The organism is Chthoniobacterales bacterium (genome assembly GCA_035274845.1).
In the GTDB taxonomy this organism is placed as follows: domain Bacteria; phylum Verrucomicrobiota; class Verrucomicrobiia; order Chthoniobacterales; family UBA10450; genus AV80.
The window spans coordinates 40,070-57,091 of record DATENU010000017.1 but is presented as its reverse complement, the minus strand read 5'-3'; the positions used below and the strand labels follow the sequence as shown (position 1 = coordinate 57,091).

The window sequence follows — 17,022 nt, the reverse complement described above, 5'->3', positions numbered from 1 at the left end:
GATAATTTGCCGGGCCATTTTCGTTTGCATGATTTCCTTACGCCCGAACCAGGCGCTCGTCGCCGACGATATTTTGCTCGATGGCCGGCTCGCGCTTTGTCACCAACGGGAAGGCTGGCTGGCCGTGGCCGACCTGCATTTTGGGTATGAAATCAGCCAGCGCGCGGCGGGGCGGCTTGTTCCGATGTGGGGGATGGCATCGGTTTCGGAGCGTCTTTTTCAACTGATCGAAGAATACGAGCCGAAGAGCCTGATTATCCTCGGAGATTTGGTGCACGATCAGTCCGCCGCCACCGAGGCCGCGCGCCTTCTCGAATCCCTCCGTTTACGTTGCGAGACAATCGTGGTGGCGGGAAATCACGACCGGCGGCTGCGCGGAAAGATTGCAATGGTGGAATCGTGGCAAACCGGCGAATTCCATTTTCATCACGGGCATTGCGCCGCGAATTCAGAAGGCCGCATCCAGATTATCGGGCATCACCATCCGGCCGAAGTGATCACCGATGGCGCCGGGCTGCGGCTGAAGTGCCCGGCGTTTGTCCAGCAAGCGCGTTGCTGGATCATGCCGGCGTTTTCTCCCTGGGCCAGCGGCACTCGTTGGACCAGCGACGAGCCGGGCCGAATTTGGTTGTGCACGGCGGAGCGCGTCTTTGCCTTGCCGGCAAAAGAAGCCGCGTAGGTGGATCGAGCGCTCCGTCGCTCGATTAGTGACGACGATTACAAGCCAACTCCCATCGCGCTACGGAGCGCACGATCCACCACCGGCATCGCCACCTAGAGCTCGGAGGTGCAGTGCGGGCAACGGGTCGCCTTGATCGGGATCGACATCGTGCAGGCGGGACAATCTTTCGCCACCGCCGGCTCGTCCGGTTTCGACCGCTTCATGCGATTGAGCGAGCGCACCAGGAGGAAAACCGCGAATGCCACGATGATGAAGTTGATCACCAGGGTGACGAAGTTGCCGTAGTTCCACGTCACCGCGCCCGCTTTGACTGCGTCGGCGATATTGGTGAACGATTCGGCGCCGTCTTTTCCCGCCTTTAGAACAATGAATTTGTTCGAGAAATCGAGCCCGCCGGTCAGCACACTGATCGGTGGCATGATGATGTCCTTGACCAGCGAACTGATGATCCCACCGAAGGCGGCGCCGATAATCACACCGACGGCCAGGTCGAACGCATTCCCCTTAACCGCGAATTCCTTGAATTCTTTAAACATGCCGCAAGCTAGTTAGGCCGCGACGAGGTTGACAAGTTTTTTGGGGACGACGACGACCTTCCGAATCGTCTGGGCGCCCACGGCATTCTGCACTTTCTCGTTGGCTCGCGCCGCGGCTTCCAATTCTGCGTTGGTCACGTCGATCGGCATCCTGATCCGGTCGCGCACCTTACCGTTTACCTGGAGGACGATATCGATTTCGTCTTCGACCAGGAATTTTTCGTCGAAAGAAGGCCAGGTTTGCGAGGTAATATCGCCCGGGCTCTCGAGCCGTTGCCAGAGCTCCGAGGTGATGTGCGGGGCAAACGGATTCAAGAGCACCAGGAAAGTGCGCATGGCCGAAACGGGCACGACGTCGGTCTCACGCTGCGGGATGAACGCATTGACGAAAATCATCATCTGGGAGATGGCGGTATTAAACGCCAGCGCCTCGATGTCTTCGGTCACCTTCTTCACGGTCGCGTGCGTGATTTTCTGCTGCGCCTTGGTTGGCTCCACGGCCTGGACCGCGGCCGACACTTCCCATTCGCCCGCCTGATTCTCCGTCATCATCAGGCGCCAGACCCGCGCCAGGAACCGTGAGACACCCTCGACGCCCTTCATGCTCCACGGTTTCATCTGTTCGAGCGGGCCCATGAACATTTCGTAACAACGGAACGCGTCCGCGCCGTAGATCTCGATCACGTCGAGCGGATCGATTACATTCCCCCAACGCTTCGACATTTTGCGGTTGTCCTCGCCGAGAATCATCCCCTGGTTCACCAGCCGCTGGAACGGTTCCGGTTTCGAAAGATGGCCAAGATCGAACAGCACCTTGTGCCAGAACCGCGCGTAAAGCAGGTGGAGGACGGCGTGTTCGACGCCACCGATGTACAAATCGACTCCGCCGGGCTGCCCGCCGCCCATCCAATAGCGTTCCGCTTCTTCGCCGACGAATCGCCCGGCATTTTGCGGGTCACAAAAACGCAGGTAATACCAACACGAGCCCGCCCACTGCGGCATCGTGTTTGTCTCTCTCGTCGCCTGTTCCGAGTACCGGATCCAATCCTTCGCTTTCGCCAGCGGGGGTTCGCCGGTGCCAGTTGGTTTGAAATCGTCGAGCGCCGGCGGGTTGAGCGGAAGTTCGATTTCCGTTAAGGCCTCATGGCGCCCATTCCGCCAAACGATCGGGAACGGCTCGCCCCAGTAGCGTTGGCGCGAAAAAAGCCAATCGCGCAATTTGTAGCGAATATCCGGTTGCCCCGCGCCGCGCTCCTGAAGCCAGGCCAGAATTTTCTTTTTCGCTTCTGGCGTCGGCAGTCCATTGATGATCGGTGAATTGACCGCAACGCCATCCTCCAGGAAGCCGATCGATTCTTCCGGCGTCTTCCCCGGCGCCTGGACGACGGGCAGCACGGTCATGTTGAATTTGCGGGCGAACTCCAGGTCGCGCTCGTCGTGGCCCGGTACGCCCATGACCGCGCCGGTGCCATAGCCCATCAGGACGTAGTCTCCTATCCAGATCGGGATCTTCTCGCTGTTCACCGGATTGATCGCATACGCGCCGATGAAAACACCGGTCTTCTCCTTCGCGAGGTCGGTCCGCTCGAGGTCCGACTTTGCCGCAACCTCTTCCCGATATCTTGCGACGTCCGCTTTCCGGTCTTCGGTCGTCAACCGATCGACCAGCGGATGTTCCGGCGCGAGGACCATATAGTTCGCGCCGTAAATCGTGTCGTGGCGGGTGGTAAAAACGCGAAGGCGCTCGTCGATGGTAGGGACGCCGCGCTGCGGCGTCCGGTCGTCGCAGCGCGACGACCCTACCACAGGAAACTCGATTTCCGCGCCCTCGCTCCGACCGATCCAATTTCTCTGGAGCAACTTGATCCCCTGGGGCCAATCGAGGTTTTCCAGCTCGTCGGCCAGCCGTTCGGCATAGGTGGTGATTCGCAGCATCCATTGCCGCATCGGACGGCGGACGACCGGAAATCCTCCGACTTCGCTTTTCCCGTCGATGACTTCCTCGTTGGCGAGGACAGTGCCCAGCTCCGGGCACCAGTTCACCGGAACTTCGGCGACGTAAGCCAGCCGGACGGAATCAGGATCCTCGCCGCGATAGGTGGAGATCGGCTCGGCCTTCTTCGTCTTCGGATTGAACCAGGAATTGTAGATCTGGAGGAAGATCCACTGGGTCCATTTGTAGTAGGCGGGATCGGTCGTGTTGATCTCGCGTTCCCAATCGTAGGAAAACCCGATCCGTTTCAACTGCATTTTGAACTTCGCGACGTTTTCGCGGGTAGTGATCTCCGGGTGCTGCCCGGTTTTGATGGCGTACTGTTCGGCGGGCAATCCAAACGCGTCCCAGCCCATCGGGTGGAGGACGTTGAATCCATTCAGGCGCTTGTAGCGCGCGATAATATCGGTCGCCGTGTACCCCTCGGGATGCCCGACGTGCAGTCCCGCGCCGCTCGGGTAGGGGAACATGTCGAGCACGTAAAACTTCGGTTTGGCCGGGTCGAAGCCGGGTTCGTCGGGGTTGGGCGCGTGAAAGGTGCGCGCGGCGTCCCAGACGGCCTGCCACTTCAGCTCGAGCTTGTCGAAGGGATAGGGTTTGCGGCGCTCGTTGTTCATCAGATGGAAACCACGAATGAACACGAATTAACACGAATGGAAAAATATTCGTGTCTATTCGCGTTCATTCGCGGTTAATCCTTCGGTGCGCCAGCTTCTCCTCGCCAGCCGCAACCCCGGCAAGACCCGCGAATTTTCCCAGGTGCTGGGGGGAGAGTTTGCCGTCCGCGATTTGTCCGGTGAATCGGAGATCCCGGTGGTGGAGGAGACCGGGTCCACCTTTGCCCAGAACGCGATTTTGAAAGCGGTGGAGACTTCGAGGCAATTTCCCGAACTGGTGGTGGGGGATGATTCCGGGCTCGAAGTCGATGCTTTGAAGGGCGCGCCCGGGACTTATTCGGCGCGTTACGCCGGAGAAAACGCGACCGATTACGAGAACGTGGAGAAGTTGCTGGCGGAACTCGCTAAGCAACCGAAGCACGACCCTCATTCCGCCCGTTTTCGCTGCGTGCTCGCTCTCGCCCGGGACGGCAACATCCTCGGGACCTTCGAGGGTGTTGTGGAAGGAACGATCGTCGCCCCGCCGCGCGGCGACGCCGGCTTTGGTTACGATCCGGTTTTCCAGCCGGCGGGATTAACGCAAACCTTCGCGGAGCTCCCAGCCGCACACAAAAACGAAATCAGCCATCGCGGGAAGGCGATTTGCGCGCTTCGGGCATCCTTGCTGGCCTGACCGCAAACGAAAATCAGGGCTTTGGCGGAGGTGGGGGCGGAGGCGGAGCTCCAGGCGCAGGCGGTGGGACGTTCCCGGTGCTCCCGGTCACCCCCGCTGGTTTGATCTGGTAGCCGATCTTGGTGATCTCAGCCTGACGAATCTTATCCAGGACAGAGATTACGTCGCCGTGAGTGGCGAGGGTTTCAGCGCTCAACGAAACCTTCACGTCCTTGTTTGCCTCGTGAAGCTGCAGGAGTTTACCCTGCACTTCGTCGGTCATGACATTGACATTGTCGAAATAGACGAGGCCGCCCTCTGTGATCCGGATGGCAACATAATCCTTAATGTTTGGATCCTGGGGCTTCTGCGGCACGTTACTGGGGAGATTCACCGCAATCCCCTTCATGTGAGTCTGACTCAGGCTCACCATCATGAAGCTGGCGAGGAGAAAGAACATGATGTCGATCAACGGAATGATCTCGATCCGGGCGTGCTTCTTTGGAATGGGCGATCGCATTCTCATGTTCGTGTCCCTCTAATACTGCGCCCCGCTCATGGTAAAGGTGATCGGTGTTCGGACCCGAGAAACGGTCCCCGGTTTGAATCGCCAGCGCCGAAACGCGGCGGTGGCGGCATTGTCCAGAATTGGGCTCCCGGTACTTTGGGCCATGTCGGCACTTGTGACTGCGCCGCTCCCGGTATCGACCGTCATCACGCAAACGCCGCTGCCCGTGATCTTGGACCGGCGCGCTTCATAAGGGTATTCGGGCCGTGGCGCACTGACCGCGACAGCCTTGGCCGAGGACATCGACATCGGTCCGGCTACTCCAGCCGGCTTCGGTTTCGCAATTGGCTGGACCGGCTGGTTACTCGGGGTGCGTTTCGGAGGCGGCGTGGCCTTTTCTTCGACGAACTCCGGCTTTTCTTCCGGGATCGCTTCCGGTGGGGGTGGAGGCGGCGGTTCCTCCTCCGGAGGCGGGGTCGGTTGCGGGGGCTCAGGTTGCGTCTCGAGCGACATCTCGACCGTGGCTTCCGGAATATCAGAGAGGTCCACGATCTTCTCCGTGGGCTTAATGGCCGCGATGGCGACGGCCGCGAAGTGAATCGCCAGGGCCCCGCCAAATGCCGTCCAGGTCTGCCATTTCGGCGGAGGACGATAAAGAAGTGGTCCAGCCATATTGTTTATTTTGGCGCGCCAGGCACTCCGGCTGTCGCCTGGCTTTTGATTTCGAATGATAATTTCATGAAACCGGAGGAACGGATTTGATCCAGCATTCGGGTCACGTTGCCGTGAACGGCATCCCGATCGCCTCGAATGAATATTTTCGCGTCCGGGTTTGTGCGATAAACCTGCTGCAACTTCGGCAGAATCTCCTCGAGAGCGATTCTGGTCTTGTCGAAGTAATAAAAACCATCCTTGTCGACGGAGAGGCTGACGTAATCTTTTTTCGACTGCGTCTTACCCGAAGCACCGACCGGCAGGTTCACTTTCATGCCCTTCATGGTCGTCTGGCTCAGGCTCACCATCATGAAGCTCGCGAGGAGGAAGAACATGATGTCGATCAACGGAATGATCTCGATCCGCGCGTGCTTTTTTGGGATGGGCGAGGCGACTTCCATGCGAAACCTCTAGATTGACGAACGAGTGGCGGAAGACGGGGTCGTTCCCGGCACCTCCACCGCGCTATGTCCGGTCTTGCTTTGTGCTTCCAACATAACTTCCAGGTTCGTCGCAGCGGTCTGCAATTCGAACTCTAAGTTAGACACGCGAGACGTGAAAAAGTTAAACGGAACCAGGGCAAAAATGGCGATGCCAAGACCGCACGCTGTCGCGATGAGGGCTTCGGCGATACCGCCAGTGACCGCCTGCACCGCCAGCTCTTCGTTGCCGAGGAAGCTGAACGATTTCATCAAGCCCGTGATCGTGCCCAACAGACCGAGCAGCGGGGCGAGCGTAACGAGGGTATCCATAACGACCAGGAAACGCCCGGCGCGTTTGATCTCGATGCCGGCCGCGACCTGGAGCGCGCCCTGAAGCGAAGCGTGCTGGTGGTTCAATCCGTTCCACATCATGCGCAAAACTGGGTCACGCGAATCGCGGGAGAGCCGGGACGCTTCCGTCACATCCCCGACTTCGATGGCCGTGAAAACCTTCTCGATTCGTTTCGGATCGCGGCGCATCCAGCGGCCGAGCCACCAGAAAATGCGTTCGAGCACCACTGCCAGAGCGGTGAGGGAAACAACCAGGATGGGCCACATGATCGGGCCGCCTTTTTTGAAGTTGTCGACGAAGAAATTCTTATCGAAAACGCCACCCGATTCGGTTGATGCGGGGGTCGGAGTCGGCGTGGCCGTCGCCGCCGTCGTAGTCGTTGTGGTCGCTGGCGACATGGCAGCGGTCGAAGGAGTCGTCCCGGCGATCGGCGATATTCCCGGGGCCGTGGAGGCCGGGGCCACTGGGTTCGTGCCCGCAACGGACGCGCCCGGCGCCGGTGGAACCGCGGGATTCACTGCGGCCGGGCTTATCCCCGTAACCGGAGGCGCGCCGGGTGGCTTATTGGCGGGCGCGTTCGGCGGGGCCGGTGGCGGTGTTTGGCCGAACGAAGTCAGCGCGAACAGGACGGAGCAGAGGCTGGCGATTAGCAGTGTTTTCATAGGATTGATTGGAAAGCTTTCCCGGGATCGAATATCGATGAGTCTGTTATCCTCAATGAGATAAGTGCGAGTCGAGCAAAACTTTCGCGTTTTCGTTTCGACGTTTCGGAGGACCCACTAATACTACTTCGCATTGTCATCCTCCGTGGGATGTAGCTTAGGGTTAGGAAATTGCGCGAGGGAAGCATTATTTTTCATGGCGCCCCGCTGTTTCGGACGGAATTACGCAGCGGCGGCCAATCCCCGATCCGCGCCTCCAGCTCATCGCCCTCCTTGATCGGGCCGACGCCGGAAGGGGTTCCGGTCATGATTAAATCGCCCGGCAAGAGGGTGAGCGACTGGCTGGCGAACGAGACAATTTCCGCCACGGGATAAATCATCTGGCTGGTTCGGGCCTGTTGTTTGACCTCCCCGTTTTGACGAAGAGTGATTTCGAGGTCGGCCACGTCGACGCCGGCATAAACGAATGGACCGACTGGCGAATAGGTGTCGAAAGACTTGGCCCGGGCGAATTGTTTCTCGGAACTTTGCAGAACGCGGTCGCTGATATCTTCGCCGATCGTGAAGCCAAAGACGTGGTCGAGCGCCTGAGCCTGGCTGACGTTTTTCGTTCGCTTGCCGATGACGATGGCCAATTCCACCTCGAAATCGGTCTTGTGCTCGGGAAACGCGATCTCGATCGTGCCTTCGTGCGGAAGGAGCGACGTGGGCGCCTTGAACCAGATCAGCGGCGTCCCCAGCGGCGTCCGTTTCATCTCGGCGATGTGATCGGCGTAATTGAGGCCGACGGCGATAAGCTTGCCCGGAGCGACCGGCACGTCGATTTGCAAGTCGCCGAGCGGGGCGACTTCGCCCGTGAAATCGAGGGAGAGCCAGAAAGGTTTCGTCAGCAAATGCACCTCCTCGCCACGGACTTCGCCATAGACGATCTGGCCGTTTCGCTTGAAGCCGCCGAAGGTTCGCATGGGAATTGCGAGTCTCGCGTGGATCAACGGTTCGCGTCAAGGAGCGGCGATTTGAAATCGCCGACCGAAAAAACGGCGATTTCAAATCGCCGCTCCTTGAAGCTGTAACTACTTCGGCGTCAGCACGACGAAATTCCGCACGGTCTTTAGCTCGCCGATGGAGAAAACTCCTTTTTCGCCGGCGAACCAGAACGCGCTCGAGGATCCGCCGTCAAAATTGAGGGCGCGTTGAACCTTCAGGTCGCCGGCCAGGCGTGGCGTCGCCAAAATTTCGCCCATTTCGGCCAGCGTCACCGAGGAGCAGAACCCGATGCCGGCCCGGTCCGATCCGCTGGTAAAAAAGAAGGTTCGCCTCGCAGGCCTGGTATTGTTCAAGCCAGCGACCGGCGTGCCGCCGTCGACCAGGAAGGGCCCGCACTGCAATGCCGCTATGGTGTTTTTCCGCGGCGAATACTCGGCTGAGCGCATCAGCTCCACTCGGTTCCTGTTAACGACGAGCACGCCACTCAACAGCTTCGCTTTCCGGAATGGTGCGATCATTTTACCATCACCGATTACCAGTCCGACGGGAGCGTTCTGCGGATCAAAGTAGCCGCCATTTACGCCGGCGAGGGCCCGCAACCGGCTCGCCACCGAGCCAAGTTCGTCGCCGCTGGGATTATCGACCACGCGGACAGTGGCGGATTTGCTCGAGAAGAGCGCCAGCTCCAGCCGGGCTTCGTCTCCCGTCGCGCCGGAGACAATGATATGGCGGCGTTCAACTCCGGCCGCGGTGCCAGGTTCACTTTCTGATGAAGCGACCGTCCAAGCCGCGTCCGCCGAAATGGCGCGCAGCAGGAACAGAAGTGCGGCAACCAGCGCAATTCTAGCCGCCATGCTTCTTCAACAGCGCGATGAAACGAGGATCGTTCCGGATCGGGTCCCAGAGCGGATTTACCTTCAGTTTCGCCACCGTGGCATCCGACGGCCGGGACAACAAGCCATCGACGATCGCCAGCGCTTGATCGTAGTCGCCGACGATCATGTAGACCTCCGCCAGCGTCTGCGTACAGACCGGGCCATCGAAAGCATCCACACTTTCCGGGAGCAGCTCGATCGCGCGTTTTGCTTCCGCGATGGCCGCTTCCTTTTCGCCGAGCCACGCCAGGCATTCGGCCAGCCGGGTGCGGCGCTTTGCTTCGTTCGGCGCGGCGGCGACGAATTGTTCGGCGTAACCTTTCACCTTCAGAAGAGCCTCCCGCGCGCCCGCTTCGTCGCCCAGCATTTTCTTGGCGAGCCCGCTCGTGCCGTATTTTCCCATCAACTGTTCCACATCATTCCCAAGCAGCTCGTCTCGCATGCTGTCGGTCAATTGCACGACTTCGGCATACCGGCGCTGCAATAAACGGACTTGCGCAATCCCGATGTTGAAGTGCAGCCGCGTCTGCTCATCCATCGGTTTGGTCGCGACCATTTTCGCGCCTCGCTCGGCGATCTCATACGTTCCCTTTTCCGAAATCTCGAGCTGGGCCTTGATCGACCAGAGCGCAAAAGAGTCGGGCGCCACCTTCAAACCGCGATCAACTGTCTTATTCGCCAGCTCCCATTTTCGCTGCATCTGGTAGTTCAAAGCCAGGTTTTGCAACGGCCAGGTTTCGTTTGGGCTCAGGCTGGCCGCTTTTTCCAGGTTCGCATTCGATTCGTCCCACTTGCCCTGGCGCCGCTGGATGGCGCCGATCGCCAGGTAGGCTTCGGCCTCGTTGGGCAACCCTTTTTGAGCAATGGCAAATTCGGCCAGAGCGCGATCGTAATCACGCTCGCCATAATAGAAGGCGAATCCCAAGGCGAGATGAGCCTCGGCGAGATCGGGCTGGAGTCGGAGGGCGCGCTCCGCCAGGGTGCGGGCCTGGTTCCGCCGTTCGGCAGTCGGCTCGAAGCTGTGATAAATCCAGCTTTGAAGCTGGGAGTAACTGGCGGCCGCCAGGGCAAAGTTCGGATCGAGCTGAAGCGCGCGGTCGAAAAGCGGCTCCGCCTGTTTCAATTTCGGAAGTTCCTCCCGTTCGCGCTGAAGATTATGCGCCTGGACGAACGCCAGGTACGCTTCCCCGTTCTCGGTCGGCTTCCGCGTCATCTGCGCTTTCTCGGTCGGCGAAAGCTTGGCGTGCAGCTCGTCGGCAATCTTCTTCGCCAGGTCGGTCTGGATCGCGAACATGTCCGTGAGATCGCGATCGTAAATTTCCGACCAGACGTGTTCGTCGTTTTCGGCATTGATTAGCTGGACGTTGACCCGGACGCGATTGCCGGATTTGCGGACGCTTCCCTCCAGAATTGCCGAAACTCCCAGCGCTTTGCCGATTTCCTTCACGTTCTTTTCCTTGCCGCGGTACGGCATCACCGAAGTGCGCGAGATGACCTTCAGGTCCCCGATCTTGGAAAGGTTCGTCAGGATGTCATCCTGGATTCCATCGGCGAAGTAAGCGTTTTCCTTGTCGTCGCTGAAGTTTTCGAATGGGAGGACGGCGATCGACTTGTCGATTTTGCGTGCGGAAGCGCGAGGCAGAAGGAAAAAGCCCGCCGCGGCGGAGACAATGACCCCGATCGCAACGAGGGCCACGATATTGCGGCGGCGGCGCGGCGCCATGGGGATGCTCGGTGTGGCGCGGATTCCCTCCGGGGTCACTTCCAGTGCCCAGGCTAGGATGAGCGCGATCGGGAACCCGATTAACAGCAGGAGAATGGTCAGACGCAGGGCCCAGGCGGGAAGCTCCCACGCCGGAAAGACGATCGACGCCGCCTGGATAACCAGCCAGGCGACGACCGCATAGGCGACTGCTACGCGATACACCTTCCGTCGTTTTATCTCTTCGAAGAAACCGCTCATCTCTGGGCTTAAATTACAGACTTCTGCTCACTCTGAGACAAGATTTGTTCGACTGGCGTTGTGGAATTGTTGGGAGCGGCCGGCAGCGACTTCCGCCGCCCTATTTCGGGCGACTGAATTTCGCAAGCATTTTGGGAAAGCGTGGATCGCTCCGGAGCGGATCCCAGACCGGATCCAATTGCAGCTCCGGCAGGGTAACTCCGGAGGCCGTTTGGAGCGATCGATCCAGAAGGGCGAGCGCGGTATCGAAATCGCCGCACATCATGCTGATCCGGGCCCGAGAGATGACCAGGATCGGGCCGTCGAAGGCGTCTTTGCCTTCCGGCAATAATTCGACCGCGTGCTTTCCTTCAGCGAGGGCTTCATCGCAACGGCCGAGCCCGGCGTAAATCAGGCCCAACAAGGCGTGGCGAGGACCATCGTCCGGACTTTCCTGGACTGCCTTCTCGGCTTTCTCACGCGCCTCTTCGTAGCTTGCCCTGGCGTTCGCTGCGTCTTTCATGGCGGCGTAAGCGGTCGCCTTTAGAAATGACTTCGAAAGAGGCGCGCTCGTTTCCCCGCGTGATTTTTCCGCCGGGCTGCGTTCCAGAAGGCTGATGACTTCGTCGAACTTGCGCTCGTACATCTTGTAGTTAAAGCGCGCGAGGGTGATCGTTCCGTTCGGATCGATGTTTTCAGGCCAGGACGCCAACAGGGCCTGGATCGGTTTCAAATCGCCTTTGGAATAGAAATCGACCCGGGCGCGGAGTTCCCGAATCGTGAATGTGTCCGGCGCAGCTTTCAACGCCCGGTCGAATATTTTCGCCGCGTTGGCGTAATCCCTGACCGCCAGGTAATTCATGCCCATGTTCTCGAGAAGAATCGGATCCTTCGGGTCGAGCGAGACGGCCTTCGCGTAGCTGGCGCTGGATTCGTCCCATTTTCCCTGCCGCCGCTGGATTGCGGCCATGGCGCGAAAGACACCGGGATCGTTGGGTAATCCGCGACGCGCCAGGGCCAGCTCGTTCAGGGCTTTGTCATAGTCGCGGTCGACATAATAATGCACGTAACCCATGGCGAGATGGCTCTCCGCCAGATCGGGCTGCAGGCGGATCGCTTCGCTTGCCGCGGCCCGTGCTTTCTCGGCCCGGACGGGGAGTGGTTCGATGGCGTAAAACGTCCAGCTTTGCAGATGGGAAAGACGCGCCTGGGCCAGGGCGAAAGTCGGGTCGAGCCGGATTGCTTTCTCGTAAAGTTCTTCCGCCCTGGCCAGGTCGTCATGATGGCGATCCGGCCGGTTGAATATTTCGTGCGCCTCCAGATACAGGAGGTAGGCGTCGCCGTTCTGAGTCGGTTTGCGTTCGATCCTCTCCTGTTCGCCGGGAGCAAGCGTGGCTTTGAGGGCGGAGGCAATTTCCTGCGCCAGCTCGCTTTGGATGGCGAAGACATCGGTTAGCTCGCGGTCGTAAACCTGCGCCCAAAGATGCCGGTCGTTCACGGCGTCGATGAGCTGGACATTTATCCGAACTCGCTTTCCCTCGCGCCGGACGCTGCCTTCCAGCAACGTGGCTACATTCAACGCCATGCCGATCTCTCGAATGTTGTGGGTCTGCCCGCGATACGGCAGCACCGAAGTCCGCGAGATCACTTTCAAATCGCTGATCTTGGCGAGGTTGGTCAACACGTCGTCCTGAATTCCATCGGCGAAATAGGCGTTCGCGGCGTCCGTGCTGAAGTTCGCGAAAGGCAAAACCGCGATCGACTTCTCCAGCTTTCGGAAAGAAGTGCGGGAGAGAACGAAATAACCAATGAGCGCCGAAATGATCAGGCCGGTTACGGCCAGGGCGAAAATGTTCCTTCGCCGGCTGGGCAGGGCGGGCGGGCACGCCTCGCCGGCCGCCGGCTCCGGCGTCACCTCGATTCCGTCCGAACCGATGTCGAAGGCCCAGGCCAGAATGAGCGCGATCGGAAATCCAGCGAGCACCAGAATGACAACGAGCCGCGTCAACCAAAGCGGCAGCGTCAGGACTGGCAGGACGGTGACCGCGATTTGAATGACGAACCAGCCCACCACGCCATAGCCGGCCGCGACGCGGTAGACCTTGCGGCGCCGCAGTTCGCAAAAGAATCCATAGAGACGTGAAGACTTGAATGAGTTGGCCAAGCTAAGACGGTTTCCCAGGCGGTCACTTTACAAAGCGCGACTAAATCGTCGAATTTAACAGCCGCTCAATTCTCTCCCGCAGCGGCTTCGGACAGTTTGTGCGCCGGTATATGGCGGACCGGGCGCGCCCTCCAGAAGGTGGAAATTCCCCGGATAGGAATTGGAAGCCAATGACGCCCAGAGCGTAATCATCTTCGAGAGTTCCGGCGGGCCGGGAAAATTTTCCGCGGCAACGGGGGGGAACATAATCCGGCGAGCCCCAGGGGAGCGACTCGGTTTGATCGATTCGGCACGCACCCTCGAAATCGATTAAGCGCACCGATCCTCGATGGACAAGAATATGTGACGGCTTGCAATCTCGCCAGGTCCATCCCGTCGCGTGCATCCTGGACAGGATTGGCTCCAACTGCTCCAGAACCCTCCCGGCGCGAAGGGAAGAAGGTCGAGGCGGATGGAGGCGTCGGTTGGCCAGTAGAGGGCGTCCAATAATTTTCTCGAGCACAAGGTAACGGTTCCCGTTCTTGGTAAACTCCCGAAGAATCCCGGGAACAGGTAACCCTGCTTTGCGCAACTTGCGCAGGACCCGGGCCTCGTGCTCGACGAGCGCGTAGCCATCTCTCCCATCCCAGTTGGTTTCACCATGACGCCGGCCTTCTTTGATGATCACTTCACGGACAGGCCAAACGGAGAGGTCGAGCGCTTCATAAACGCCTCCTTTGCCACGTTGAGCTTTGGCGCGAAAGACCAGAAGTTGCCGGCTGATTAGTCCCCGCCAGGCCGAGCTTTTCGGCGGCGTCTTCTGGAAGGGATCTTGAATCCATCGCGGCACGGCCCGGCCGGGCGCGCGTTTGTCTCGATGGCGCTTTCCTTTCGGATCGAGAATATATCCGGCCAGGGCCCCGACGGGCCTGCGGAAGGCCCCATATCTATAATAGACCAGGCTACCCTTGCGGTATCGGGCGTCGAACGGAATGGGGGGACCGGGTAGCCCACGGGTGGCGCCGTGGAGTTCGCGAGCCAATTTCAAAGCCTCGTCAATGGAACGCGGATAAACGGTCAGGAATTTCCCAATCTGGGAGAAATCGCCCAGGCCCGAATTTAGCGATCGGAGCAGCTCCAGCCGGCAGGGCACCTTAAAGAGCGCATCGTTGCCGCGCAGGATCGGCTCGGTCCGAGCGAAGACCTCCGCGGCCGATAGGATCGTGGCTGAGACGTGAAGCTTCCACCCCTGCGCCGGGTCGTCTCTCCGCGCCGACCGCGAATAGGCCCAGTCGCCGTCGGATACCGGCAGGTGCCTTATCAGCGCGAGCCAACGCTGCGATGGTTCGCGGGCTACCTCAGAAACAGGAATACCGATCTTACTTGCGGGATTTTTCGGCGCCTTGTCGGGCTATGGCGGCAACCAGCAATCCCGACTCGGTGCATTTCCTAAAGCTGTCCACTTGAGACAGGGGTACGCCCAAACCTGTTAGTTCATCCTTGCTGGGCGCCAGTAAGGCGTTAACACAGTCAATAGCGTCTTGCTCGTTGTTATTGGCGAGCTTCAGCAGATCAATGAACTCTGCGGCGAAACCTTTGTCGCTCTGAAGTTTTGCTATGAGGTCCCAGAGGCCTAACGCGCGCCCCGGATTTGAGCAGATGTCAGGTAAGGCAGTGGGTTTTTCCTTCTTTTTCTTGGCCATATTTTTCTGGTGGGTTGATTATCGTTTGCGTAGTTTCCTCGGATGTCTATTCCCCCGCCGTAGGAGCCAGCAGTGATCCTGAATCAGTGCATTTTCTCATTACGGCCCAATCGGAGGAGGGGATCCCAAGACCCTGCATTTCCGAGTCAGCAGGCTCATAATAGGAATCAATACAGGCCTGGGCCTCCTTATCGCCCGCCACAGCCAGCTTCATTTGGGCGGAAAAGAACGCGGCAAAGGCGCTATCGCTCTTAAGTTTTCGGTTGAGCGTGTTAACCGTGTATTTCTCCCCGGAGGGGTTTGGACATTGGTAGGTTGCCATATCGTTTGCTCCGGCCCGATTAGAGGATTTGTTAGGCGAGAGAACAAGCTTTTTTGTTTTTGGGTGCCGGCTAAGGTTGACGGCGTGGCACCAGGCGGGCCTGGACTTGGGCAAAACGCGGGTCCGACCTCAGTGGGTCAAGGCGCGGATCAACTCTGATCCAGATGACATCAACGGAGCGCTGGTCGATTGCTTTTCCGAGCCACTCCAAAGCGGCATCCTTGTCGCCCCAGACCCCGCGGATAGTGGCCATGTCGTAGGGCGAGAACGGCTCCTTCTTGGAAATGACTTCGGTTACGATTCGGTCGGACTCCGTTTTGTTCCCGGCGAGCGCGTAAGCGTAGGCCAGCTCCAACTTTGTGTAGCTGCTTTGATTCGATAGCTCCACATACTTTTTCGCAGCTTCGATACCCTCCGGATAATGTTTGTCGTGGACGTAAGCCTGCGCCAGGATCTGGAAAGCCTGGCTAAAATTTCCTTCGAGCCCAAGTGCTTTCTGGCAGGAAGCGATCGCTTCCTGGTAACGGCGAGCGGCAAAAAGAATCTTCGCCCGGGATTGCAAAATGACCGGAGAGAGGGGATCGAGTTTTTCAGCCGCGCTATTTTCCCTGAGCGCCTCGTCCCAACGGCCCAGCTGCGCAAGATTTCGTGCGTACCAATGGTGAGCTATCGCGCTGTTGGGGTTTAACGTGAGCGCCTTTCGGAAGTCGGCCTCCGCTGCCGGCCAGTTCCAGTCGAAATCGGCCAGGATGGTCGCCCGGGAAATGTAGCCCTCCGCCAGGTTCTCGTCGATTCCAAGCGTGGTGGAAACTTCCGACCAGGCCGCGTTGGACGCCTCGTCAGGCGAGATGGCGCCCGCTTTGCCAAGCAGGATGTAGGAATCCGCGATTCCCGCGTGCCCCAGGGCGAAGCGAGGATCTTTCGCCACCGCCTGTTCGAAAAGCAGGCGTCCTTTCTGGGTCGATTCGTTCGTGCGCTTATTTAGCAAATAGCGTCCGCGCAGATATAAATCATACGCTTCCGGATCCTGAGTCAGAGACTTGGCCATTTGAGTGGTCTCGGCCAGCTTCAGCTCGAGACGGAGAGCGCTGGCCACTTTCGCGGCTACGTCGCTCTGCAGCGACAGGAGATCCTTCTCTGACGAATAATACGTTTCCGACCACAGGTTGAATCCGTTCGCCACATCGATGAGTCGCGCCACCACGCGCACTTTATCGGGACCCCGATTAACGCTGCCTTCGAGCATGTGGTCGACCTGGAGCTGGCGCCCGATCTCTCGCACGTCCATTTCCTTGTTCTTGAAAGAGAAGGCAGTGGTGCGGGCGACCACGAGCAAACCCCGGATGTGAGAGAGAGAGTTGATGATCTGCTCCGTGATACCATCGCTGAAATAATCCTGATCTTTTGTCTGGCTCAGATCGATAAAGGGGAGAATGGCGATGCTCTTCCGGGGCAGATCCGGATTAGTAGCCGTCCGGCCCTGGTGAAAGTGCCGCCAGGCTAAAATGGCGATGACGGCGAGCAACACGCCGATGATGACGAAATCGATTTTACGTCCCTTGCTCGACGCCGGCGCTTTCGCGGACGCTACGTCGTCGGTGCGCTGCAGTCCCTCGGGTGTCAGCTCGTAGATCCAGGCTATGATCAGCGCGACCGGAAACCCAAGGAGGAGGACGACAATAATCATCCGAATCGTCCAGCTCGGAATGTCAAAGAAAGGAAAGACCTGGGTGGCAATCTGGACGAGAAGCCAGCTCACGACCCCGTAAGCCGCAGCCACTCTGTAAACATTTCGCCGCTGCAATTCGGCGAAAAATTTTTTTAGATTCACACTTGGTTTTTCCGCGAGGGGCGAAATGAGTCCTACCAGCGGTCTTCTTCGCTGACGAGTGAAATCGAGCGCCGTTGCTCC

General features: G+C 59.0%; 16 protein-coding genes. 2 read left to right on the top strand and 14 right to left on the bottom strand.

The window, feature by feature from the left end; all coding sequences use genetic code 11:
- Positions 1–28: 28 nt before the first annotated feature.
- On the top strand, positions 29–679 hold the full coding sequence (locus VJU77_12170; protein ID HKP04099.1) for a metallophosphoesterase: 651 nt from the start codon (positions 29–31) through the stop codon (positions 677–679).
- Positions 680–774: 95 nt separating this feature from the next.
- Here VJU77_12170 and mscL read toward each other — a convergent pair whose 3' ends face one another.
- Both mscL and leuS read right to left on the bottom strand, forming a co-directional pair.
- A complete protein-coding gene (mscL, locus tag VJU77_12165; protein HKP04098.1) occupies positions 775–1,218 on the bottom strand; it encodes a large conductance mechanosensitive channel protein MscL in 444 nt (147 codons plus the stop codon).
- 12 nt (positions 1,219–1,230) lie between these two features.
- Positions 1,231–3,828, bottom strand: a complete 2,598-nt coding sequence (gene leuS / locus VJU77_12160; protein HKP04097.1) for a leucine--tRNA ligase — start codon at positions 3,826–3,828, stop codon at positions 1,231–1,233.
- Positions 3,829–3,913: 85 nt separating this feature from the next.
- On the opposite strand from leuS, the gene rdgB reads away from it, so the two are divergent.
- Positions 3,914–4,501, top strand: coding sequence for an RdgB/HAM1 family non-canonical purine NTP pyrophosphatase (gene rdgB / locus VJU77_12155; GenBank protein ID HKP04096.1), 588 nt, complete (start codon positions 3,914–3,916; stop codon positions 4,499–4,501).
- Between the two features lie 13 nt (positions 4,502–4,514).
- Here rdgB and VJU77_12150 read toward each other — a convergent pair whose 3' ends face one another.
- The 12 genes from VJU77_12150 to VJU77_12095 all read right to left on the bottom strand — a co-directional run bounded on the left by VJU77_12150 (position 4,515) and on the right by VJU77_12095 (position 16,941).
- The gene (locus tag VJU77_12150; protein HKP04095.1) at positions 4,515–5,006 is read right to left on the bottom strand and encodes a biopolymer transporter ExbD; all 492 of its coding nucleotides are present in this window, start codon (positions 5,004–5,006) and stop codon (positions 4,515–4,517) included.
- Between the two features lie 12 nt (positions 5,007–5,018).
- On the bottom strand, positions 5,019–5,660 hold the full coding sequence (locus VJU77_12145) for a TonB family protein (protein ID HKP04094.1): 642 nt from the start codon (positions 5,658–5,660) through the stop codon (positions 5,019–5,021).
- Between the two features lie 5 nt (positions 5,661–5,665).
- Positions 5,666–6,103, bottom strand: coding sequence for a biopolymer transporter ExbD (locus VJU77_12140; GenBank protein ID HKP04093.1), 438 nt, complete (start codon positions 6,101–6,103; stop codon positions 5,666–5,668).
- Positions 6,104–6,112: 9 nt separating this feature from the next.
- Entirely contained in the window at positions 6,113–7,138 is a 1,026-nt protein-coding gene (locus tag VJU77_12135; protein HKP04092.1) for a MotA/TolQ/ExbB proton channel family protein, read from the bottom strand.
- Between the two features lie 194 nt (positions 7,139–7,332).
- Positions 7,333–8,103 carry a fumarylacetoacetate hydrolase family protein gene (locus tag VJU77_12130; protein HKP04091.1) on the bottom strand — a complete coding sequence of 257 codons (771 nt, stop codon included), beginning with the start codon at positions 8,101–8,103 and terminating at the stop codon, positions 7,333–7,335.
- Positions 8,104–8,211: 108 nt separating this feature from the next.
- Complete coding sequence (locus VJU77_12125; protein HKP04090.1) at positions 8,212–8,979, bottom strand: phosphodiester glycosidase family protein; 768 nt, start codon at positions 8,977–8,979, stop codon at positions 8,212–8,214.
- The gene (locus tag VJU77_12120) at positions 8,969–10,963 is read right to left on the bottom strand and encodes a tetratricopeptide repeat protein (protein HKP04089.1); all 1,995 of its coding nucleotides are present in this window, start codon (positions 10,961–10,963) and stop codon (positions 8,969–8,971) included. The genes VJU77_12125 and VJU77_12120 overlap by 11 nt, the downstream gene beginning before the upstream one ends.
- Before the next feature lie 100 nt (positions 10,964–11,063).
- On the bottom strand, positions 11,064–13,106 hold the full coding sequence (locus tag VJU77_12115) for a tetratricopeptide repeat protein (GenBank protein ID HKP04088.1): 2,043 nt from the start codon (positions 13,104–13,106) through the stop codon (positions 11,064–11,066).
- 40 nt (positions 13,107–13,146) lie between these two features.
- Complete coding sequence (locus VJU77_12110; protein HKP04087.1) at positions 13,147–14,238, bottom strand: lipopolysaccharide kinase InaA family protein; 1,092 nt, start codon at positions 14,236–14,238, stop codon at positions 13,147–13,149.
- A gap of 226 nt (positions 14,239–14,464) precedes the next feature.
- A complete protein-coding gene (locus tag VJU77_12105; protein ID HKP04086.1) occupies positions 14,465–14,788 on the bottom strand; it encodes a hypothetical protein in 324 nt (107 codons plus the stop codon).
- A gap of 46 nt (positions 14,789–14,834) precedes the next feature.
- Entirely contained in the window at positions 14,835–15,110 is a 276-nt protein-coding gene (locus VJU77_12100; GenBank protein HKP04085.1) for a hypothetical protein, read from the bottom strand.
- A gap of 70 nt (positions 15,111–15,180) precedes the next feature.
- Positions 15,181–16,941, bottom strand: a complete 1,761-nt coding sequence (locus VJU77_12095; GenBank protein HKP04084.1) for a tetratricopeptide repeat protein — start codon at positions 16,939–16,941, stop codon at positions 15,181–15,183.
- Positions 16,942–17,022 lie beyond the last annotated feature (81 nt).

Coding starts and splice junctions, on each gene's coding strand:
- VJU77_12170 (HKP04099.1), top strand. CDS start 29: ATGATTTCCTTACGCCCGAACCAGGCGCTCGTCGCCGACGATATTTTG.
- mscL (HKP04098.1), bottom strand. CDS start 1,218: ATGTTTAAAGAATTCAAGGAATTCGCGGTTAAGGGGAATGCGTTCGAC.
- leuS (HKP04097.1), bottom strand. CDS start 3,828: ATGAACAACGAGCGCCGCAAACCCTATCCCTTCGACAAGCTCGAGCTG.
- VJU77_12150 (HKP04095.1), bottom strand. CDS start 5,006: ATGAGAATGCGATCGCCCATTCCAAAGAAGCACGCCCGGATCGAGATC.
- VJU77_12145 (HKP04094.1), bottom strand. CDS start 5,660: ATGGCTGGACCACTTCTTTATCGTCCTCCGCCGAAATGGCAGACCTGG.
- VJU77_12140 (HKP04093.1), bottom strand. CDS start 6,103: ATGGAAGTCGCCTCGCCCATCCCAAAAAAGCACGCGCGGATCGAGATC.
- VJU77_12135 (HKP04092.1), bottom strand. CDS start 7,138: ATGAAAACACTGCTAATCGCCAGCCTCTGCTCCGTCCTGTTCGCGCTG.
- VJU77_12130 (HKP04091.1), bottom strand. CDS start 8,103: ATGCGAACCTTCGGCGGCTTCAAGCGAAACGGCCAGATCGTCTATGGC.
- VJU77_12125 (HKP04090.1), bottom strand. CDS start 8,979: ATGGCGGCTAGAATTGCGCTGGTTGCCGCACTTCTGTTCCTGCTGCGC.
- VJU77_12120 (HKP04089.1), bottom strand. CDS start 10,963: ATGAGCGGTTTCTTCGAAGAGATAAAACGACGGAAGGTGTATCGCGTA.
- VJU77_12105 (HKP04086.1), bottom strand. CDS start 14,788: ATGGCCAAGAAAAAGAAGGAAAAACCCACTGCCTTACCTGACATCTGC.
- VJU77_12100 (HKP04085.1), bottom strand. CDS start 15,110: ATGGCAACCTACCAATGTCCAAACCCCTCCGGGGAGAAATACACGGTT.